14 protein-coding genes and 2 pseudogenes are annotated in these 16236 nt (G+C 64.6%); 2 read left to right on the plus strand and 14 right to left on the minus strand.

Going from position 1 to position 16236, the window contains the following annotated elements; translation table 11 throughout:
• Window positions 1-304 precede the first annotated feature (304 nt).
• The 12 genes and pseudogenes from fni to J5I97_RS09260 form a co-directional block, all read right to left on the minus strand.
• On the minus strand, window positions 305-1411 hold the full coding sequence (fni, locus tag J5I97_RS09205; protein ID WP_208591386.1) for a type 2 isopentenyl-diphosphate Delta-isomerase: 1107 nt from the start codon (window positions 1409-1411) through the stop codon (window positions 305-307).
• Window positions 1398-2300, minus strand: a complete 903-nt coding sequence (locus tag J5I97_RS09210; protein WP_208591387.1) for a terpene synthase family protein — start codon at window positions 2298-2300, stop codon at window positions 1398-1400. The genes fni and J5I97_RS09210 overlap by 14 nt, the downstream gene beginning before the upstream one ends.
• Window positions 2297-3856 (minus strand): prenyltransferase/squalene oxidase repeat-containing protein, encoded by a 1560-nt coding sequence (locus J5I97_RS09215; protein WP_208591388.1) that lies wholly within the window; start codon window positions 3854-3856, stop codon window positions 2297-2299. Before J5I97_RS09215 ends, J5I97_RS09210 begins: the two co-directional genes overlap by 4 nt.
• Window positions 3853-4767 (minus strand): polyprenyl synthetase family protein, encoded by a 915-nt coding sequence (locus J5I97_RS09220; protein WP_208591653.1) that lies wholly within the window; start codon window positions 4765-4767, stop codon window positions 3853-3855. The genes J5I97_RS09215 and J5I97_RS09220 overlap by 4 nt, the downstream gene beginning before the upstream one ends.
• Before the next feature lie 190 nt (window positions 4768-4957).
• Window positions 4958-6301, minus strand: coding sequence for a cytochrome P450 (locus tag J5I97_RS09225; RefSeq protein WP_208591391.1), 1344 nt, complete (start codon window positions 6299-6301; stop codon window positions 4958-4960).
• Complete coding sequence (locus tag J5I97_RS09230) at window positions 6301-7146, minus strand: glucose 1-dehydrogenase (RefSeq protein ID WP_208591392.1); 846 nt, start codon at window positions 7144-7146, stop codon at window positions 6301-6303. The genes J5I97_RS09225 and J5I97_RS09230 overlap by 1 nt, the downstream gene beginning before the upstream one ends.
• Entirely contained in the window at window positions 7133-7438 is a 306-nt protein-coding gene (locus tag J5I97_RS09235; RefSeq protein WP_208591655.1) for a ferredoxin, read from the minus strand. The genes J5I97_RS09230 and J5I97_RS09235 overlap by 14 nt, the downstream gene beginning before the upstream one ends.
• Window position 7439: 1 nt before the next feature.
• On the minus strand, window positions 7440-8645 hold the full coding sequence (locus J5I97_RS09240) for a cytochrome P450 (protein WP_244241854.1): 1206 nt from the start codon (window positions 8643-8645) through the stop codon (window positions 7440-7442).
• Window positions 8646-8826: 181 nt separating this feature from the next.
• Complete coding sequence (locus tag J5I97_RS09245) at window positions 8827-10014, minus strand: cytochrome P450 (RefSeq protein WP_238135703.1); 1188 nt, start codon at window positions 10012-10014, stop codon at window positions 8827-8829.
• A gap of 27 nt (window positions 10015-10041) precedes the next feature.
• Window positions 10042-11271 carry a cytochrome P450 family protein gene (locus J5I97_RS09250; RefSeq protein ID WP_244241855.1) on the minus strand — a complete coding sequence of 410 codons (1230 nt, stop codon included), beginning with the start codon at window positions 11269-11271 and terminating at the stop codon, window positions 10042-10044.
• A 101-nt stretch (window positions 11272-11372) separates the two neighbouring features.
• Window positions 11373-11489 (minus strand): annotated as a pseudogene (locus tag J5I97_RS20550) (XopE/AvrPphe family type III secretion system effector); the annotation flags it as partial.
• A gap of 107 nt (window positions 11490-11596) precedes the next feature.
• A pseudogene (locus tag J5I97_RS09260) lies at window positions 11597-11869 on the minus strand (integrase); the annotation flags it as partial.
• A gap of 67 nt (window positions 11870-11936) precedes the next feature.
• Between J5I97_RS09260 and J5I97_RS09265 the strand changes: the two are divergent.
• Window positions 11937-13214 (plus strand): lytic murein transglycosylase, encoded by a 1278-nt coding sequence (locus tag J5I97_RS09265; RefSeq protein WP_208591395.1) that lies wholly within the window; start codon window positions 11937-11939, stop codon window positions 13212-13214.
• Window positions 13215-13408: 194 nt separating this feature from the next.
• Complete coding sequence (locus J5I97_RS09270; protein ID WP_238135705.1) at window positions 13409-14365, plus strand: avirulence protein; 957 nt, start codon at window positions 13409-13411, stop codon at window positions 14363-14365.
• A gap of 205 nt (window positions 14366-14570) precedes the next feature.
• Here J5I97_RS09270 and J5I97_RS09275 read toward each other — a convergent pair whose 3' ends face one another.
• Together J5I97_RS09275 and J5I97_RS09280 are read right to left on the minus strand one after the other, a co-directional pair.
• Complete coding sequence (locus J5I97_RS09275; protein ID WP_208591399.1) at window positions 14571-15218, minus strand: response regulator; 648 nt, start codon at window positions 15216-15218, stop codon at window positions 14571-14573.
• Between the two features lie 211 nt (window positions 15219-15429).
• Window positions 15430-16191 (minus strand): sulfurtransferase, encoded by a 762-nt coding sequence (locus tag J5I97_RS09280; protein WP_208591401.1) that lies wholly within the window; start codon window positions 16189-16191, stop codon window positions 15430-15432.
• Between the last annotated feature and the right edge of the window lie 45 nt (window positions 16192-16236).

The following is a 16236-nucleotide window of genomic DNA, read 5'->3' on the forward strand; positions in this document are numbered from 1 at the left end:
GCGCTCCACGGCCAATGGTGCTGCGAAATGTCTACGTTGCGTCCATCGTTGAGCAAGAAATGGCGCGCTGTCGAACGTTGCTGTAAATCTTACGCTTGTGGGGAGCTCGAAGTTGAGGCTCCGAGGCAAGGGTGGTCCAAATAAAATCAGTCACTTAGCTAAAATATTAACTTGTGCGGTGAACACCTGATCGCCGGCCTGCTGTACCTCAAACAGAGGGTCGGCAGGGATTTGTGAAAAATTCTTTTCTGACGGCCAGTTAGCTCACTTTTGGCTGTTTTTTACACGAATCCCTGCCGACCCTCTAATCCGGCGGTATCAGGCGTGCCTGACGCAGCGCTGCCAGATCGGCCGAGCCGGTACAGAAGCAGGCCACCGCTAACTGGCGGATAACGATCTCGAAATGCGCGACGACCGCCTCGGTCGATACTGTTGCCGCGCGCAACACGCCGGCGGCCTGCCCGGCGATGTCGGCGCCCAGGCGGATTGCCTTGGCCACATCGACGCCATCGCGGATTCCCCCGGACGCGATGAGCTTCACCGCAGGCAGCGTACGGCGGATGGCCTGCACGCTGGTCGGGGTCGGAATGCCCCAGTCGGCAAACGCCATCGCCACGGCGCGGTCGGCAAGATCAAGGGCACGCTCGCCCTCCACCGCCGCCCAACTGGTGCCGCCGGCACCGGCGACGTCGATCACCGCCACGCCGGCCTCGACCAGCGCACAGGCCACCGCAGCCGACAGGCCCGATCCCACTTCCTTGACCACGATCGGTACACCGATACTGCGCGCGGTGCGGGCGATCTGCGCCAGCACGCCACGCCAATCGCGGTCGCCCTCCGGTTGCACCGCTTCCTGCAGCGGATTGAGATGAATGATGAGTCCGTCAGCCTCCAGCGCATCCACAGCTCGGCGCGCCAGATCCAGGCCATCTGCCTCGCATAGTTGCGCAGCGCCGATGTTCGCCAGCAGGGGAATGTCTGGTGCGTTGCGGCGCAGCGCGCGGGTCAGTCCCTGGGCACTGTGCGATTGCAGACTCACGCGCTGAGAACCGACGCCCATGGCGATGCGCAGGATCTGCGCTGCCTCGCTCAGATGGCGATTGATCGCATCGGCGCGCGGCATACCGCCGGTCATCGAACTGATCAGCAGCGGCGCACGCAGGGTCTTGCCCAACAACGTTGCCCGCAGGTCGATTTGCGCCAGATTCAGTTCGGGCAACGCGCAGTGTTCAAAGCGGATGCGTTCCCAGCCAGGCACGACCGCGGCCGACGTGGCTTGCGTAGCCAGCACGATGTCCAGATGGTCGTCCTTGCGCCGGCTCAGCGCCTCGTCCCCGCTTGCTCCGGCGCTCGCGGCGGCACCGGGCAGCGCGTGCGGATCCGCGCCTGGTGCGCGTTCAGACCGGCGCATGCTGGCCTCCCTCCGCCGCATCACTGCGGTAGCGGTTGATCGACGTCTGGTAGTACTGCGTGCCGATGGCCGCCATGGCTTCGAACAACGCGGGCCACGGCGTGGGAAAGCGTTCTTCGGTAAGAATCTGTTGCAGCATGCGAATCAAGCCGGCCAGTTCGTCGTGGAGGAAGGCGACCACAGGCATGGTCGGGTAGCGCTGCTGCAGTATGATCGCTGCGTTGGCGGTTTCGCCGGTTACCTGGTCTCTGTCGCGCCCGTGCAGGTCGTTGTGCAGGCGTCCAATCGCGCAGATCAGCCGCAGGGCCTGGCGGAATGCCGGACGCTCGCGCAGGGCCGACATCTCCAGGCCCCACAGCAGCGACAGGCAGCAGAACACGTTGGCGTAAGCAATCGAATTGATGCCGGTGTGAAGGTACTCGGCATAGGACCAGGCGTGCGCCGTTGCCGCATGCGCGGGGCCGACGCGCAGCGCAGCGCAATAGCGCCGTGTGTCGTCGAGCAGTTGCACATAGTCGCCATGCTCGTAGGCGAGCCCGGCCAGCGAAGCACGCAGCACGGCACAGGCCTCGAAGCCGGGCAGCGCGCACGGCACGCCTTGCCCCAGCGCCTGTTCAACCGCGTCAAGCTGCGCCGGTGCGATCAGGCCCAGGTCGTTGCAGTCATCGAGCCAGAACAACAGCGCCAGTTCGCAGTAAAACGCCACGGTCAGCGCGTCGTCCTGCGGATCGCGACCGGTGCGGGCGCTGGTCTCGCGTAATCCCGGCTGGATGCACTGCAAGATGTAACTCCCGCCCCTGACCGCTTCGGCGGCATGCTGGTCGGCGAAGCCCGTCAGTGAGCGCCCCCAGTCCCGCACCTTCTGCAGTGCGTGTTCGCTCCCGATCATGGCGCCGCTCCTGCATGCGTGGACCCGACCGGCGCGCCCTGCTCCCAGTGCAACGCCAACCACAGCCCGGCAAGTTCGGCCACACGCACAACCAGGGTCGGGCAATACAGTTCCTTGCCGATCCACAGCGGGGTTTGCGGCAGCGCGTGCGGCACATACCGGGCGAGCATCCACGCCCGCGCCCGCGTCACCGCCTGCGCGATACGCCTGCGTGCTGCCGGTTCCTCGCTCCGGTCCATCGCGTGCAGCGCGAACAGGGCATAGGCGGTTTCCTCGAACGTGGGCGCCCTGCCGGCGCCCCAGCCACCGTCCTCGCGTTGGGCCTGCAGCAACGCCACCAGCGCGCGTTCGTCCCGCCATTGTGGCTGGCCGTGCGCCAGTGCGGCGACCGCGTGCGCGGTGGGATATAACCACGACACATGCCATTTCTCGTTGCTCCAGACGCCATCGGGGTTGCGGTTTGCTTCGACGTAGGCGCGTGTGGCGACGGCCGGCTCGCCCAGCAGGCACAATGCATGCAGCGCATGGATATTGGTCGACACCGAGGCATTGCGTTCGCCGGGGAAGGTGACGAACAGCGCGCCACTTTCGAACTGGCGCAATGCATCGGCCGCCGGGGCGCGGCCGGCCAGATGCAGGACGCTCAATGCGACGGCGGTGTCGTCCGCGTCGGCCGCGAAATGCAAGGCTGGCCCCAACCCGCGCGCGCTCATGCGCGTCTCGAGCGGTGCGACAGTCGCGCGCACGGCCTCGGATAGCGCGGGATGCGTGAACAGCCCGGCCAGGTGCAGGGTATACAGCGACCAGGCTGGCTCGAACACATTGATCGGCCAGACGTTGGGCACGATGCCCTCGATACCGCTGCGGGTCGCCCGCGCGGCCGCCTGCAGATACGCGGCCGCGCGCCCGGCCTGCAGTGTGTCGCCTTGCAGCAGTGCCTGCGCACGCCAGGCGGCGGTGGCCGCCGGACTGATGCCAATGCTGCCGTCCTCGTCCGGGCATGCGCTGGCCTGCTGGGCTAGGCCCCATGCCTCCCAGGAATGCAACAGCGGATGCCCGCTGGGCAAGGTCGCCACCTTTGCCAGCCTGTCCAGGCGTGCATGGCGCAGCGGCCACAGCGCCGGGTGGCGCGGAAATGCCGCGTTGTTCGACAACGCTGCGGCCTCGCTGGACAGCGGCGGCAGGATCAGTTCTGCGCCGATCGGTGCATCGTCCGGTACGGCGTGCGCATAGGGATCGGGCTGTCGCTCCAGAAAGCGCGTCGCGGCATGGAGCGCCTCGGTCGCGCCGGGAAGCGCCCCGGCGCGCTGCAACGCCAGCCATGCCGCCCACGTGGGGGCATGCCGGAACAGCGGGAAATCCACACTTCCCCACCCGCCATCGACCTGCTGTTGCGCGATGAGCCATGCGTAAGCATCGTGCCGGTCAGCGAGACCGTCGTGGAACCGTAGCGCGCGCGCCGTGTCGTAGACCGACGGGCCAACGGCGCCACCGTCGCGCGTCTCACCAAGCAGATGGCACAGTTCCGAGAGAATCTGTTCGTACAGCGCGCTCATGTGGATGGCTCCTCCTGCCGCAACGCGCACGGCACGTGCTGGGACAGATACGCGCCGGCCCGCCGCAACATCTGCTCCAGCCGCTGCGCGCGCGGCCCCAGCGGGGTGATGGCCTCGCCAGCGTCGCGCAACAGGTTCAATGCGAACTGACGTGCGGCCGGCAGGCCCATGATCGAGGCACAGGTCGGCTTGTGCGACGCCGCGTCCTTGCCGGGGGTCTTGCCCAGTGTCGCGACATCCGCCGTCGCGTCGAGAATGTCGTCCACCACCTGTAACGCCAGGCCGAAGCAGGCGCTGTAACGATCGAGCGCGGTGTACAGTTCGGCGTGCTCGGCATCTTCGGCGACAGCGCACAGTGCGCCCATGCGGACCGACGCGCGGACCAGCGCGCCGCTCTTCATCCGGTGCATCGCCATGATCGTATCCAATGATACGTGCTTGCCGACCAGTGCCAGATCCATGGCCTGCCCGCCGGCCGCACCGTCGGCGGATACCGCCTGTGCCAGTTCGCGCACCAAGGCGATGCGGTTGTCGCCGGGCGCCTCCACCCTGGCCAGGGTCAGGAACGCGTGCGCCTGCAGCGCATCGCCGACCAGGATCGCGGTGGCCTCGCCGAACTTGACGTGCACGGTCGGCAGGCCGCGACGCAGCACGTCGTCGTCCATGGCGGGCAAGTCGTCATGGACCAGAGTGCAGGCGTGCATCATCTCGATGGCGGCGCAGACGTCGTCGAGCACGTGCGCCGGCGTGTCGGCCAGGTCGCCGGCCGCCAGGCAAAGCAAGGCGCGGGTACGCTTACCGCCATGCAGGGTGGCGTAGTGCATCGCCGCCATCAGCTCGGTGGTGCCGTCCTCCTCGGCGTGGAGAAGACGCTCCAGCGCCTGCTCGACCCTTTTTGCGCCAGCCTGCATCCAGACTTCCGGCAGCAGATGGCCGGACGTGGCATCCGCCTGGTGCACCGATCCGCCGAGCGCGGAAACGCCTACGCGGTCGTCGTGTGCCGTGGATCCGATCTGCATGTTGTTCATGTGGTTGTTCCTGCAAGAGGACGGCCGCACCGCCTCGGTGGTAACGGTGCCAGTTCCGGCATGCGTTGCCCGCTCATGCGAAGCCGATGCGGATGGCCATGGACGGATGCGCGGTCGGGTAATAGCGCCGGCCTTTGTCGACGTCGTTCAACAAGCGCGGCCGCAACCCCGCCTTGTGCATGGTCGATGCCAGGACGATGCAGAACTGCACCAGCTCCAGCCAGACCAGGTGGTAGCCGATGCATACGTGCGGACCGGTACCGAACTGCAGCATGTCCAGCGGCCGGATCGGCTCGCTGCGTTGCAGCCAACGCGCCAGGCGAAACTGCTCCGGCGCTTCGTGCAGCAGGGCCGAGTTCGAGAAATGCAGCAGCGGGATGCACAGAGGGGTACCTACCGGAATGTGCCGGTCACCGAGTTGCAGATCCTGCATGGCGCGACGCGGCAGCAGCGTGGTCGCCGGGTGCACGCGCAGGGTCTCGCGGAACAGCGCCTCGGCGACCGGGCACGCCGCCAGGTCCGCAGGCTCGGTCGGCACTGCGCCCAGCCGCTGCGCCTCGTCGACCAGCGCCTCCCACAGCATCGGCTGTCGCGCCAGCTCGATCACTATCCAGGCCATTGTCGAGGCGGTGGTGTCGTGGCCAGCCAGCAGCAGCAATCGAATGTTGGCAACCAGCACATCGTCGGCGAGCGCCTCGTCGCTGCCATCGAAAACGTTCACCATGTCGTTGATCAAGCCGGTGCGTGCGGCATGCGCGCGCGCGTCGCGGACGAACTGGCGCAACTGGGCGTCGATCCAGTCGCGGGCGGCGCGACCGCGACGCAACGGTAGCCCGGGCAGATCCAGCGGCGGCGCAACGATCAGTTGCAGCAGTTGCCGGTACTTGCGCTGCCACCCCGGCAGATCCTGCGCGGGGATGCCCATCAGGCTGAAGATGAGGGTAAGCATCAGGCCACCGGTTTCACGCAGAATGGACACCTCGCCGCGCTCGCGCCACGCCTGTACGCGCGCCTGGATGACCGGCGCGAACAGCGCGCCGATGCCGGCCTGGGTCAGTCCCTTCGGCAGGAACGCCGCCTTGATCGCATCGCGTGTCTGCCGATGCGCGCTGCCGTCCTGCGCGACCAGCGTCCCTCCCAGCAACTCCGGGGCGATCTCCTCGATCAGCGCGGAGGATACGTCCTTGTGCCGGAGCAGCGCGAACGCGTCCGGATCCACGCAGGTCATGAGTTGCCCGGCGGGGCCGAAATCAAGCCAGAAGTGTCTGCCTAGCGTGTGTTCGGCCTGCAGCAGCAGCCGCGGCAAATCGCAGACGATGGCAGGAAGATGCCCGACCAGGGGAAACGCACCGGGCACCACCGGGATGCCCTGCCGTAACCGTAGCCGTCGGTTAAGCGGGTTGCGCAGCAAATCCATCAGCGATCCGCCGCGGCGACGGTTTCGATGGCGTCGACGCCGGGGGACGCAGTGCGACTGTTGCCGCCGTCGGCGTAAGTCGGCACGTGCGCCAGCATGCCGCCATCGATGCACATCACCTGGCCGGTGATGAAGGCGGCCTCGTCGGAAAGCAGGAAGGTCACCAGCGCCGCCACGTCCTCGGGGCGACCGACGCGCGGCAGCAATTGGTGCCGACGCAAGTGCGCCTGCATGGACGCATCCAGCTTGGCCAGCAGGCGTTCGGTCATGATGAGTCCGGGTGCGACCGCATTGCAGCGAATCTGCGCATGCCCGTACTGGGTGGCCAGCGACGCCGACAGCATGTTCATCGCCGCCTTCGACGCGGCATAGGCGGTCTGCGCGGTGTCGCCGCTGAGCCCCTGGCACGAGGACATGTTGACGATCGCGCCGCCGCCGCGGGCGATCATCCTTGCAATGCCCTCACGGCAGCACAACAGCGTGCCGCGCAGATTGGTCGCCATGGTCTGGTCCCAGATCGCCAGGTCGAGATCGAGGATCGCGCGGTCGTGCGGTGTCAACTGCATCGCGCTGGCGTTGTTGACCAGTAGGTCCACGCCACCGAAGTGCCGCGTCGCCGTCTCGAACAGCGCGGCCACCGCCTGCGCATCGGCGATGTCGGTCGCCACGGCCAGCGCGTCGCCCGCGTCGTCCACGATCTGCGCGGCGCAGACGATGGCCGCCGGAGCATCGATGTCGGCCACCACCACGCAGCCGCCCGCGCGTGCGATGGCCAGCGCGCAGGCCTTGCCGATGCCGGCACCGGCGCCGGTCACCACGGCCACCTTGCCTTCAAACCGTCCCATCGTGGCCTCCTGGGTTTCGTGACGCTGAGGCGATACGGCGTTCGGCCTGCGAAGACGCAGGCACGGCACTGCTACCTGCGGCGTCGGCGTCTGCTGCGGCTTCGATGACCCGGATCGCGGCGACCGGACACTGGCTGGCCGCCAGCCGCGCCGCAGCGTGCAGCGCCGGCGGAACCTCCGACACGCACACTTCGGCGACGCCGTCAGGCTCGCGCTGGCGGAACACGCCCGGCAAAGTCAGCGCGCACTGACCGGTGGTCGCACACAGCGCCTGATCGACCACGACACGCATTTCAGCCACCGTGCACCTCCTCCAGCCGTACCGGCAGGGCGCGGAACGTGCGCAGGAAACCGGAGGGTTCACGGGTCGGCGGCGCGGCCAATGCCAGCGTGGGAAAGCGCGCGTGAATCTGCGGCAGGCTCTCGGCCAACTGTACCCGGGCCAGTTGCGCGCCCAGGCAGAAGTGAATGCCGTGGCCGAAACTCAGCATCACCTTGCCGTCCGTCGACATGCCTGGGCTGGTGCCATGGAAACGCGCCGGATCGAAGCGATCCGGATCGGCGAAGGCGTCCGGGTCGCGATTGCCCGCCGCGATCAGCACGCGCACATCCGAGTCCTTCGGAATCACCACGCCACCCAATTCGATATCGTGCTGGGCGATGCGCGGGATGGAGCTAAACATGGCCGGCGCGTCGCAGCGCAGCACTTCCTCGACGAAGGCCTTTACCCCCGCGGCGTCGCCTTGCAGCCAGTGCAACTGTTCGGGATGCGCAAGCATCGCCAGAACCGCATGGTCGAGGGTGGCGGCGGTGGTGGCGAAGCCGCCCAGCAGCATGCCCCAGAGCATGCTGATCAGCTCCGCGTCCGAGAGCGCGTCGGCATCGTCGTCGTGCGCCCCAACCAGCATCGAGACGATGTCCTGCTGGGGGGTAGCGCGCTTACGTTCGATCAGGTCGCCGAAGTAGCGCTGGACCCCGGCGCTGGCAGCATCGGCCGCAGCGAGTTGAAGATCGCTGGCGTGCGGGCTCAAGCCTTCCAGAATCGTCCCGATGCCGGTGGCCAGCCCGAATATGTCGTCCTGCGGCATGCCGAACAGTTCGGCGAACACCAACATTGGTAGCGCCAGCGCGAACTCACGATGGAGATCCACCGTCTCCCCGCGCTGCAACGCCGGCGCCATGGCATCCAGGCGCGCGGCGACGGTGCGCGCGATACACGGTCGCAGCGCGTCGATCTGGCGCATGGTGAAATCGCGCGAGATCAGCCGGCGCAGGCGCGTATGCGTCGGCGGCTCCTTCATCGCCAGCGTGGAAGCCAGCAGTTGCATCGACAGGCTGGTCGCCGCACGCGGAAAGTAGCGCGCCAGCTCGCCCTGCGCCGGGCCGCGGAACGCGTCGCCGGTGGCCTTGAGCGCCCAGTAGATGTCGGCGTGGCGGCTCAGCAGGAACAGGCCCGAGGCTCCGCGATGCACCGGATCGTGCTCGCGCAGCCAACGCATGAACGGATACGGGTCATCGATGCATGCCGGCGACCCCAGTTCGGCGAAGGCATCGCGGCAGATTGCGGTGTTTGATGCTTGTACTTCCATCTTGCTTACCTGTCGGCTGACGAATGGGCCTGGCATGGCGAAGGCGCCAGGCCTGAGCGGAAGAGCGCCACTCTGGCGCGGCATGCGTATGTCACCAGCGCACCGGAAACGCCTCGAAACCGCCGGTGATGATTTCCTTTCGGAGCGTCAGTTCTTCCGGCGCCACCGCCAGGCGCAGTGCCGGAAAGCGCTGGAAGATCGAACCGAACACCACCTTCAGTTCCAGCCTGGCCAGCGCTACGCCGATGCAGTAATGCGGACCGTAGGAAAACGCCAGGTGCGGCTTGGCATCGCGGCCGATGTCGAAGACCTTGGGGTCGTCGAAATGGCGCGGGTCGAACGAGGTCGCCGGCAGTCCCACCAACACCTTGCTTTCGGCAGGGATGTGCATGCCAGCGATGCACACCTCGACCCGTGGGTAACGCATGATGCCATCCCAGCCCGCGCCCGGCGGATACATGCGCAGGATTTCCTCGACGGCACTCTCCACCAGCGACGGATCGGCGACCAGGCGCTCACGCTGTTGCGTATGGCGCAGCAGTGCCAGCAGGCCGAACTCGATCTGTGCGACGGTGCTCTCGTGCCCCGCCACCAGCATGCCCGCCGCCAGACCGATCGCCTCTTCCTCGCTGGCCTTGCCCTGATCGACCGCCGTGAGCAGATCGGTCAGCAGGTCGTCGCCCGGTTCCTCGCGCTTGCCGCGCATCTTGCCGCGGATGTAGGCGCGCAGTTGTTCCCAGGCCACCCGCGACGCGCTGCGTGGACCGCTCTCGTGTTGGTGTGTCATCACCTCGTCGGACAGCCCCGCGAAGAAGGCGTGGTCTTCGTAGGGCACACCCATCAGCGCGCTGATGACCATCGCCGGAAGCGGAAACGAAAGATGCCTCCGCAGGTCGGCAGGCTGCGCCTGGGCCGCCAGCGTCTCGAACAACTGCGCGGCGATCGTCTCGACCTGTTGCGCGAGCAGCTTCACCCTGCGATTGCTGAAGGCCGGCGCCACGATCATGCGCAACCGGGCATGCTCGATCCCCTCGTGCGAAACCAGCCACCCAGGCGACCCAAGAATCACCGAGTCCGGCGTGAACTCCGCCGGCGGCATGCCAGCTGGCCGGAACGCCGCATCGGACAGCACCTGCTTGGCCTCGTCGTAACCGGTCACCCACCAGCCTTCGTGTCCGGACGGGAACCGCACGCGGTGGATCGGACCGTTGGCGAGCAACGCCAGCATGTCGGGCGAAGGTTCGATGTGATTGACGCGCCACATCGGCAGCGTCGGCAACGAATGGTCTGACATGGCGCTCATTCTCTAGTCGACGGAAGGGCGAAAGGTGACCGGCAGGCGTTGCGGGCAGCGAATGACGTAGGACGGCATGTAGGTTACGTCTTCGGCGGCGATGCCCAGCGCCAGGTCATCCAACCGTTCAAACAGCGCAGGAAAGGCGCAGCGCAGTTCCAGGCGCGCCAGCGCAGCGCCCAGGCAGAAGTGCGGGCCCTGACCGAACGACAGATGGGGGTTATGGCGGCGAGTGACATCGAACCTGTCGGCGCCTGGACCGAAGGCCTCCTCGTCGCGATTGGCCGCATGGAACGCCATCAGCACGGCATCGCCGCGGCGCACGGGGCAGCCTTCGATATCCATATCCTGCGTGGCATAGCGGAACGGAAGATTCGCCACGCTGCTGCACCAGCGCAATATCTCCTCGATCGCCTGCGGCCACGGCACTTGGCCGCTGCGTACCAAGTGCAATTGCTGCGGATGGGTCAGCAAGGCCAGCACGCCATTGCCGATGACCCCGGTGGTAGTCACGAAACCCGCAGAGAGCACCATGAACAGCATGTCGATGAGTTCGGTATCGGACACCAGTTCGCCGTTGTCGCGCCCGGCGATCAGCGCCGAGGCCAGATCGTCGCCTGGCTCGCGCCGCTTGCGCGCGATCAGCCGATGGAAGAACTCCGGAATGCGCTGGCGCGTCTGTTGAACCTCCTCCGCGGTGGCGGAGGTGTTGGCCAGGCTATTGGTGAGTGCGACGCTCTCCTCGCGCTGGTCGTCCGGTAGACCGAACAGGTCGGCGATCACGCTGGTGGGAAGCGGAATGGCGAATTCGCGCATCAACTCGGCGCTGCCATGCCCCGCCATCCCTGCCAGCAGACTATCGACGCAGTGTTCTATACGCGGCGCCAGCAGGGCGATACGGCTGGGTGCGAAACTCCTGGCGAGCAGACCGCGCAAGCGCTGGTGGTCGGCACCATGCGCGGTGACCATGTTGTCCAGCTTGCACATCCCGATCAGCGGATGATTTTCAGGAATCTCGCCGTCCTGCAGTGCCCGCCACTGCCGCCAATCCCGGTTGAAGCGCTGGTTGGCGAGTAGCCGTCCGAGCGTGCCGTGATGGCCTGCAGCCCAGGTCACTACATTGCCGGGAAGCGCTACCCGCGCCATCCCCGGCCGCTGCAGAATCGTGGAAGACAAAGAATCCAGTTGCGTGGGAGCGACCGAAACATCGATCACGTCGCAATGATCGTTTTCTGGGCACATGCCAAAATTCCTTGAATGACAGCGGGACAATCTCAGGATTAAGGCAAAGCCTTGCGCAGTGCACTGGTCGAAGAAGAAGTCGACTCCCTGCGCTATGCCGGCGACGACTCAGATGGCGCGGCCTGCTCTGTGGTGATTGCATAATGCTCAGGTGAGCCTGCAACGCTCGGCTTTGAACTGCATAGCCCCATGTTGATCTCCTGCAGCGACTGTAGAATCAAGTTTGGCAAGTAGTTCTCCGATTCGCGTTGGCTCACCGAAGTCCTGGCTTGGACGACGAAGGCATTGACGCGGAGGATGACCGAGCCTTCCCCAAACAGGCTGATCATCTGCCTGCCGGCATTGCACAGGCTGAGATGGCCTGCTCGTGTTCGCCGACGCAGTGCGCTGGACGCAGCTGCTCAAGGAGCTGTTCCAGGGTGCTCAGACGTACCGTGGCCCGCAAGGTGTCCGCCTCGGCGTGCTCCCGGCGCTGGCGTTCTTCGACCACATCGGTCCGCGCCGCAGCCAGTTCGGCGCGCACGCCTTCCAGCGCTTGGACATCGTCGGTCCAGCGCGCCTGCAGACATTGGTGATCGGCGGTCGTCAAACGCATAGCTGCAATAATTACATCCAGGGAACAGGAGGACTAGATTGGCCGCTCAACCACCCACCTCCGGTATCTCATGATCATGCCTTCGCGCCTTTTGCGTTTATCGCTCGGTGTCAGCGTCTGTGTGGCCGCAACCAGCGTAGCAGCGCAAGCAATCGCTCCCGAAACAACCACATCCTCCGCAACCGGCGCCGGTGCGCAGCAGCAGAATTCCGCATCTACTACAAGCTTCGAGCAGTGGCTGGCCGACTTCCGCCAGCGTGCGCTTGCCGCCGGCATTGAAGCCACCACGCTGGATAACGCATTGGCTGGTGTCACACCCGATCCATCGGTGCAGACACTGGGTCAGCAGCAACCCGAATTCACCCGCTATCTGTGGGACTATCTCGACGCGCGTGTCACACCTTCCGCCATTCAGGAAGGACAGCAGCTGCTGATCAGTCAGCACGCCCTCTTTCAGAAGTTGCGGCAGCAATACGGTGCGGATCCGGGCATCCTGACCGCCATCTGGAGCATGGAAAGCGGGTACGGCAAACAGATCGGGGACTTCTATGTAATTCGCTCGCTGGCGACACTGGCCCATGAGGGGCGGCGCACCACGTATGGCAACACGCAGCTGCTTGCGGCCTTGCAGATCCTGCAGGCGGAAAAAAGCATTGATCGCTCGCAGTTGGTGGGCTCGTGGGCCGGCGCCATGGGACAGACGCAATTCATTCCGAGCACCTATCGCGACTACGCCGTCGACGAGGATGGCGACCAGAAGCGGGATGTCTGGAATTCCAATGCGGACGCTTTGGGCTCTGCGGCGAATTATCTCAAGCAGAGCAGTTGGACCAGCGCTATTCCCTGGGGCCAGGAAGTCCATCTGTCAGCCGGCTTCGACTACGCGCAAGCCGACCTGACGATCAAAAAAACCGTCGCCGAATGGCAGCGCCTGGGCGTGGCGCCCCGCAAGCCGATTGCGCCCGCACTGGCTCAGCAGCCGGCATCGGTGTTGTTGCCCACCGGATACCGCGGCCCGGCGTTCCTGGTGTTCGATAATTTCCGCAGTATTCTGCGCTACAACAATTCCACCGCCTATGCCCTGGCGGTCGGCTTGCTGGCCGATGGTTATGCGGGCGGTGCCGGGGTCGAGCAGCCTTGGCCCAAAGATGATCCGCCGCTCAATAGCGCTGCCCAGATCACCGAGCTGCAGCAGAGGCTGACCAACAAGGGATTCGACGTGGGCGGCATCGACGGTGTGCTGGGGGCGCGAACTCGCCAGGGAATTCGTGCGTTCCAGCGTAGCCAGCAATTGCCCCAGGACGGTTACGCCAGTACTTCGTTGCTGGCGCGTCTGCGGGCTCATTGATCGGGGGATGTACGCCGGAGACTGCAATTCTTCATCCACTCTCAGTACTGCAAGGCCATCGACAATGCTGCTGGAATCTTAAAATGGGTTGCACTATCTCAAAGACAAACAGCGCCCAGCACTCGCCGCGCCAGGAGGAAACGCCCCTTCCGCCGCAGACGCGGCAATTCTTTGTGGGTGCTCTAAACGGGCTGTTGAGCGATTTGCCCAAGCGTCGGCTTCAGGGCGAGTCGCTCTCCGATCCTGATATCTCCCTCGCCGGCTACTTGCTGAGCAAAGCCGTCATCGGGGATCCAGTCGAGTCCCATGACATCGCTCGGCTGCACAAGGCTAACAGCACGGTGCAGGAGACGCGGGCTCGCTTCCCATACGGACGCGGCAACGTCGCCACCGACATTGCCGTCAGCGATCACGCATCCAGTCAACATGCGCAGGCCGCGCATGATGTGTTTGTCGATCTGGTGCGCGGCAGGGCGCCGGAGTCAATGCTCACGAATCCGACGCTGGGGCATGCGGTCGTGTCCGAATTCGTCCAGGGCGGTCATTGCGCCGGATATTCTGCCGTGGCAACCATGCTGCATGTGCAGAAGCTCCAGCCAGAAGAAAGCATCCACTATGTCCAGCACAACCATCATGGCCATGACTGGGCTGAGTGGCGCGTGCCGGACGGACATCACAAGACCATCGTCGTAGACCCTTGGGCTCAAGGACCGGCGGTGTTTGCGCCCGACAGCAGATTTGCGGCAAATGATCAACACACTCAAGAACGCTTGGCCTTGAATGCCAAGGACGCAGATGATATGGCTGCCAAGATGGCCGCAGGCGCGCAGTATCTTCAGGAAAACTGTCTCCCCCTGGCTGGGACACACCTCAAGAGACTGAAAGCCCAGAAGTTCCATTGCGCGCCTAAGGAAGTCTGGCAACCGCAACCTGTGGTGAGCGATGCGTTTCGTATACGGGTCCGGCAAGGTCTGGCTGCATTGGCTACCACTCCAGAGCTCGGCTTGTCGTCATCGGCGCACGGCAGCAATGTTTTGAATAAGATGTCCATCGAATCGGCCTGCGCACTGGGTTTCGGCAAGAAAGCGGCAAGCGCAGCTGCCGAAAGCATTGCAGCTGCCGCATATCAACTGGGCGAGCAGACCGAATAACCGGTGCTGGACCCAAACATGGGCTCGGCAGGGATTCGCAAAAAATCCTTTACTGACAGTAATTTAGCTCACGCTTGGCTGTTTTTTACATGAATCCCTGCCGACCCTCTGGCTCGCCTGCATGGAAACCCAGGCACGGTCAGCCGACCAGCTCAAACGCCAATAGCGTGCTGCACACAGAAATCGGACAAGCCCGAATCGCGCATCACAGCGTTCGAGCAGGATCCGTAAGCCCATACTGATTGGCAAGACGCGCCAACGCGATATTGTCCTGGATGCCGACCTTCTCGAACAGACGCGCCTTGTGCGTGTTGATTGTCTTAGCGCTGAGATTCAAGCGCTTGGCGATGTCTTCCTGGCGCAGACCCTGGGTCAGCAGCAAGGCGACCTCCAGCTCGCGCGGGGACAACGCATCGAATGGCGAACCGCCGCCTTCAAGACTGGACAGTGCCATGTTCTGTGCGATCGTATTGCCCAGGTAACGGCGACCCAGTGCGACCTCGCGCACCGCACGCAACATCTCGTGCGCATTGCCGCCCTTGCCCACATAGCCAGATGCGCCAGCTTCTAGCAGACGCTTCGGCAGTGGGCCATCTTCTAGCACCGACACGATGATGACGCGCGTGCCGTAATCGCCCTTGACGATGCGCTCTGTTATTTCCAGGCCGCTAACACCGGGCAGATGCAGATCGCATAACACGATCTCGGGCTTGATCTGACGAATCTGCGGTAATGCCGCTTCGCCGCTCTCTGCTTCGCCCACCACATCGATGTCTACTTCCTTGGACAGGATCATCTTCATGCCTGTACGCACGAGTGCATGATCGTCAATCAGAAAAACTCTGATGGTCATCCTTGTTGTCCTCGCTATGCTGCTGGCTGGTGCAGCCTATCTCCGTGAATAATTCAGGGCAAGCTCGATGCCACGTATTACATTTAAGTTAGAGCGAAAAACGCCTTGTTACACGGCACTTCATGACGCGCGCTCGGTGCAATATCGCGACGTGTTCCGATGATGCAGGCACCGCAGTATCTGCTGTATCAGGCAATCCAGTCGCACTCGGTCAGATTTTCCCTGCCTCGACGGCACGCTCGGCGTTCACCAAAGGGCGCAGTTCGGGATCCAGCGCGACGCGTTCGTCGAAGACGAAGCACCGGCCATCGTAGCCTTCGCCACCGACTTCTTCGAAGTAGCCAAGAATCCCGCCCTCGAGTTGCAGTACGTTGTCCATGCCATCGGCTTGCATCCACACTGCAGCCTTCTCGCAACGGATACCACCAGTGCAAAAGCTCACCACCGTGGCATCGGCCAACGTGGCGCGATGCGGCTCGAGCGCGCCTGGCAAGTCGGTGAACTTGTCGATCGGCAGCGTCAATGCGCCATGGAAGGTGCCGTGGACCACTTCCTGTGCATTGCGGGTGTCCAGCAATACCAGCGGGCGACCACGGTCGTCTTGCCCGTTGCGCATCCACTCGCGCAGCACGGCGGGCGTCACCGCCAGCGCACGGCCTTGCAAGGGCGATGCATCGTCGCGACGGAAACTGATGATCTCCGGCTTGACCTTGACCTTGAGCCGCGCGAACGGCCGCTGCGCGCTGAGGCTGAACTTGATGCGCATCTGCGCGAAGCGCGGATCGGCCTGCAACCAGGCGTAAAACGCGTCGATCTGCTCGGCCTCACCAGCCAGAAACAGATTGATGCCCTCCTCGGCCACCAGCACCGAGCCCTTGAGCACTTGCTGCTCAGCGTGAGCCAGTACGCTGTCGGCAAGCTGCTGCGGGTCCGGGATGGTGACGAATTGGTAGGCGGCGGTATTGGTAATCATCCGGCTATTTTAGCTGCTGGCAGAACGTAGCAAGCATGATCAGAT

The organism is Xanthomonas fragariae (assembly GCF_017603965.1).
GTDB lineage: Bacteria > Pseudomonadota > Gammaproteobacteria > Xanthomonadales > Xanthomonadaceae > Xanthomonas > Xanthomonas fragariae_A.

Bases quoted from the DNA above. Each gene is read 5' to 3' on its own strand.
- fni (WP_208591386.1), bottom strand. From the start codon at position 1,411: ATGCGCCGGTCTGAACGCGCACCAGGCGCGGATCCGCACGCGCTGCCC.
- J5I97_RS09210 (WP_208591387.1), bottom strand. From the start codon at position 2,300: ATGATCGGGAGCGAACACGCACTGCAGAAGGTGCGGGACTGGGGGCGC.
- J5I97_RS09215 (WP_208591388.1), bottom strand. From the start codon at position 3,856: ATGAGCGCGCTGTACGAACAGATTCTCTCGGAACTGTGCCATCTGCTT.
- J5I97_RS09220 (WP_208591653.1), bottom strand. From the start codon at position 4,767: ATGCAGGCTGGCGCAAAAAGGGTCGAGCAGGCGCTGGAGCGTCTTCTC.
- J5I97_RS09225 (WP_208591391.1), bottom strand. From the start codon at position 6,301: ATGGATTTGCTGCGCAACCCGCTTAACCGACGGCTACGGTTACGGCAG.
- J5I97_RS09230 (WP_208591392.1), bottom strand. From the start codon at position 7,146: ATGGGACGGTTTGAAGGCAAGGTGGCCGTGGTGACCGGCGCCGGTGCC.
- J5I97_RS09235 (WP_208591655.1), bottom strand. From the start codon at position 7,438: ATGCGTGTCGTGGTCGATCAGGCGCTGTGTGCGACCACCGGTCAGTGC.
- J5I97_RS09240 (WP_244241854.1), bottom strand. From the start codon at position 8,645: ATGCGTTGGCTGCGCGAGCACGATCCGGTGCATCGCGGAGCCTCGGGC.
- J5I97_RS09250 (WP_244241855.1), bottom strand. From the start codon at position 11,271: ATGTGCCCAGAAAACGATCATTGCGACGTGATCGATGTTTCGGTCGCT.
- J5I97_RS09265 (WP_208591395.1), top strand. From the start codon at position 11,937: ATGATCATGCCTTCGCGCCTTTTGCGTTTATCGCTCGGTGTCAGCGTC.
- J5I97_RS09275 (WP_208591399.1), bottom strand. From the start codon at position 15,218: ATGACCATCAGAGTTTTTCTGATTGACGATCATGCACTCGTGCGTACA.
- J5I97_RS09280 (WP_208591401.1), bottom strand. From the start codon at position 16,191: ATGATTACCAATACCGCCGCCTACCAATTCGTCACCATCCCGGACCCG.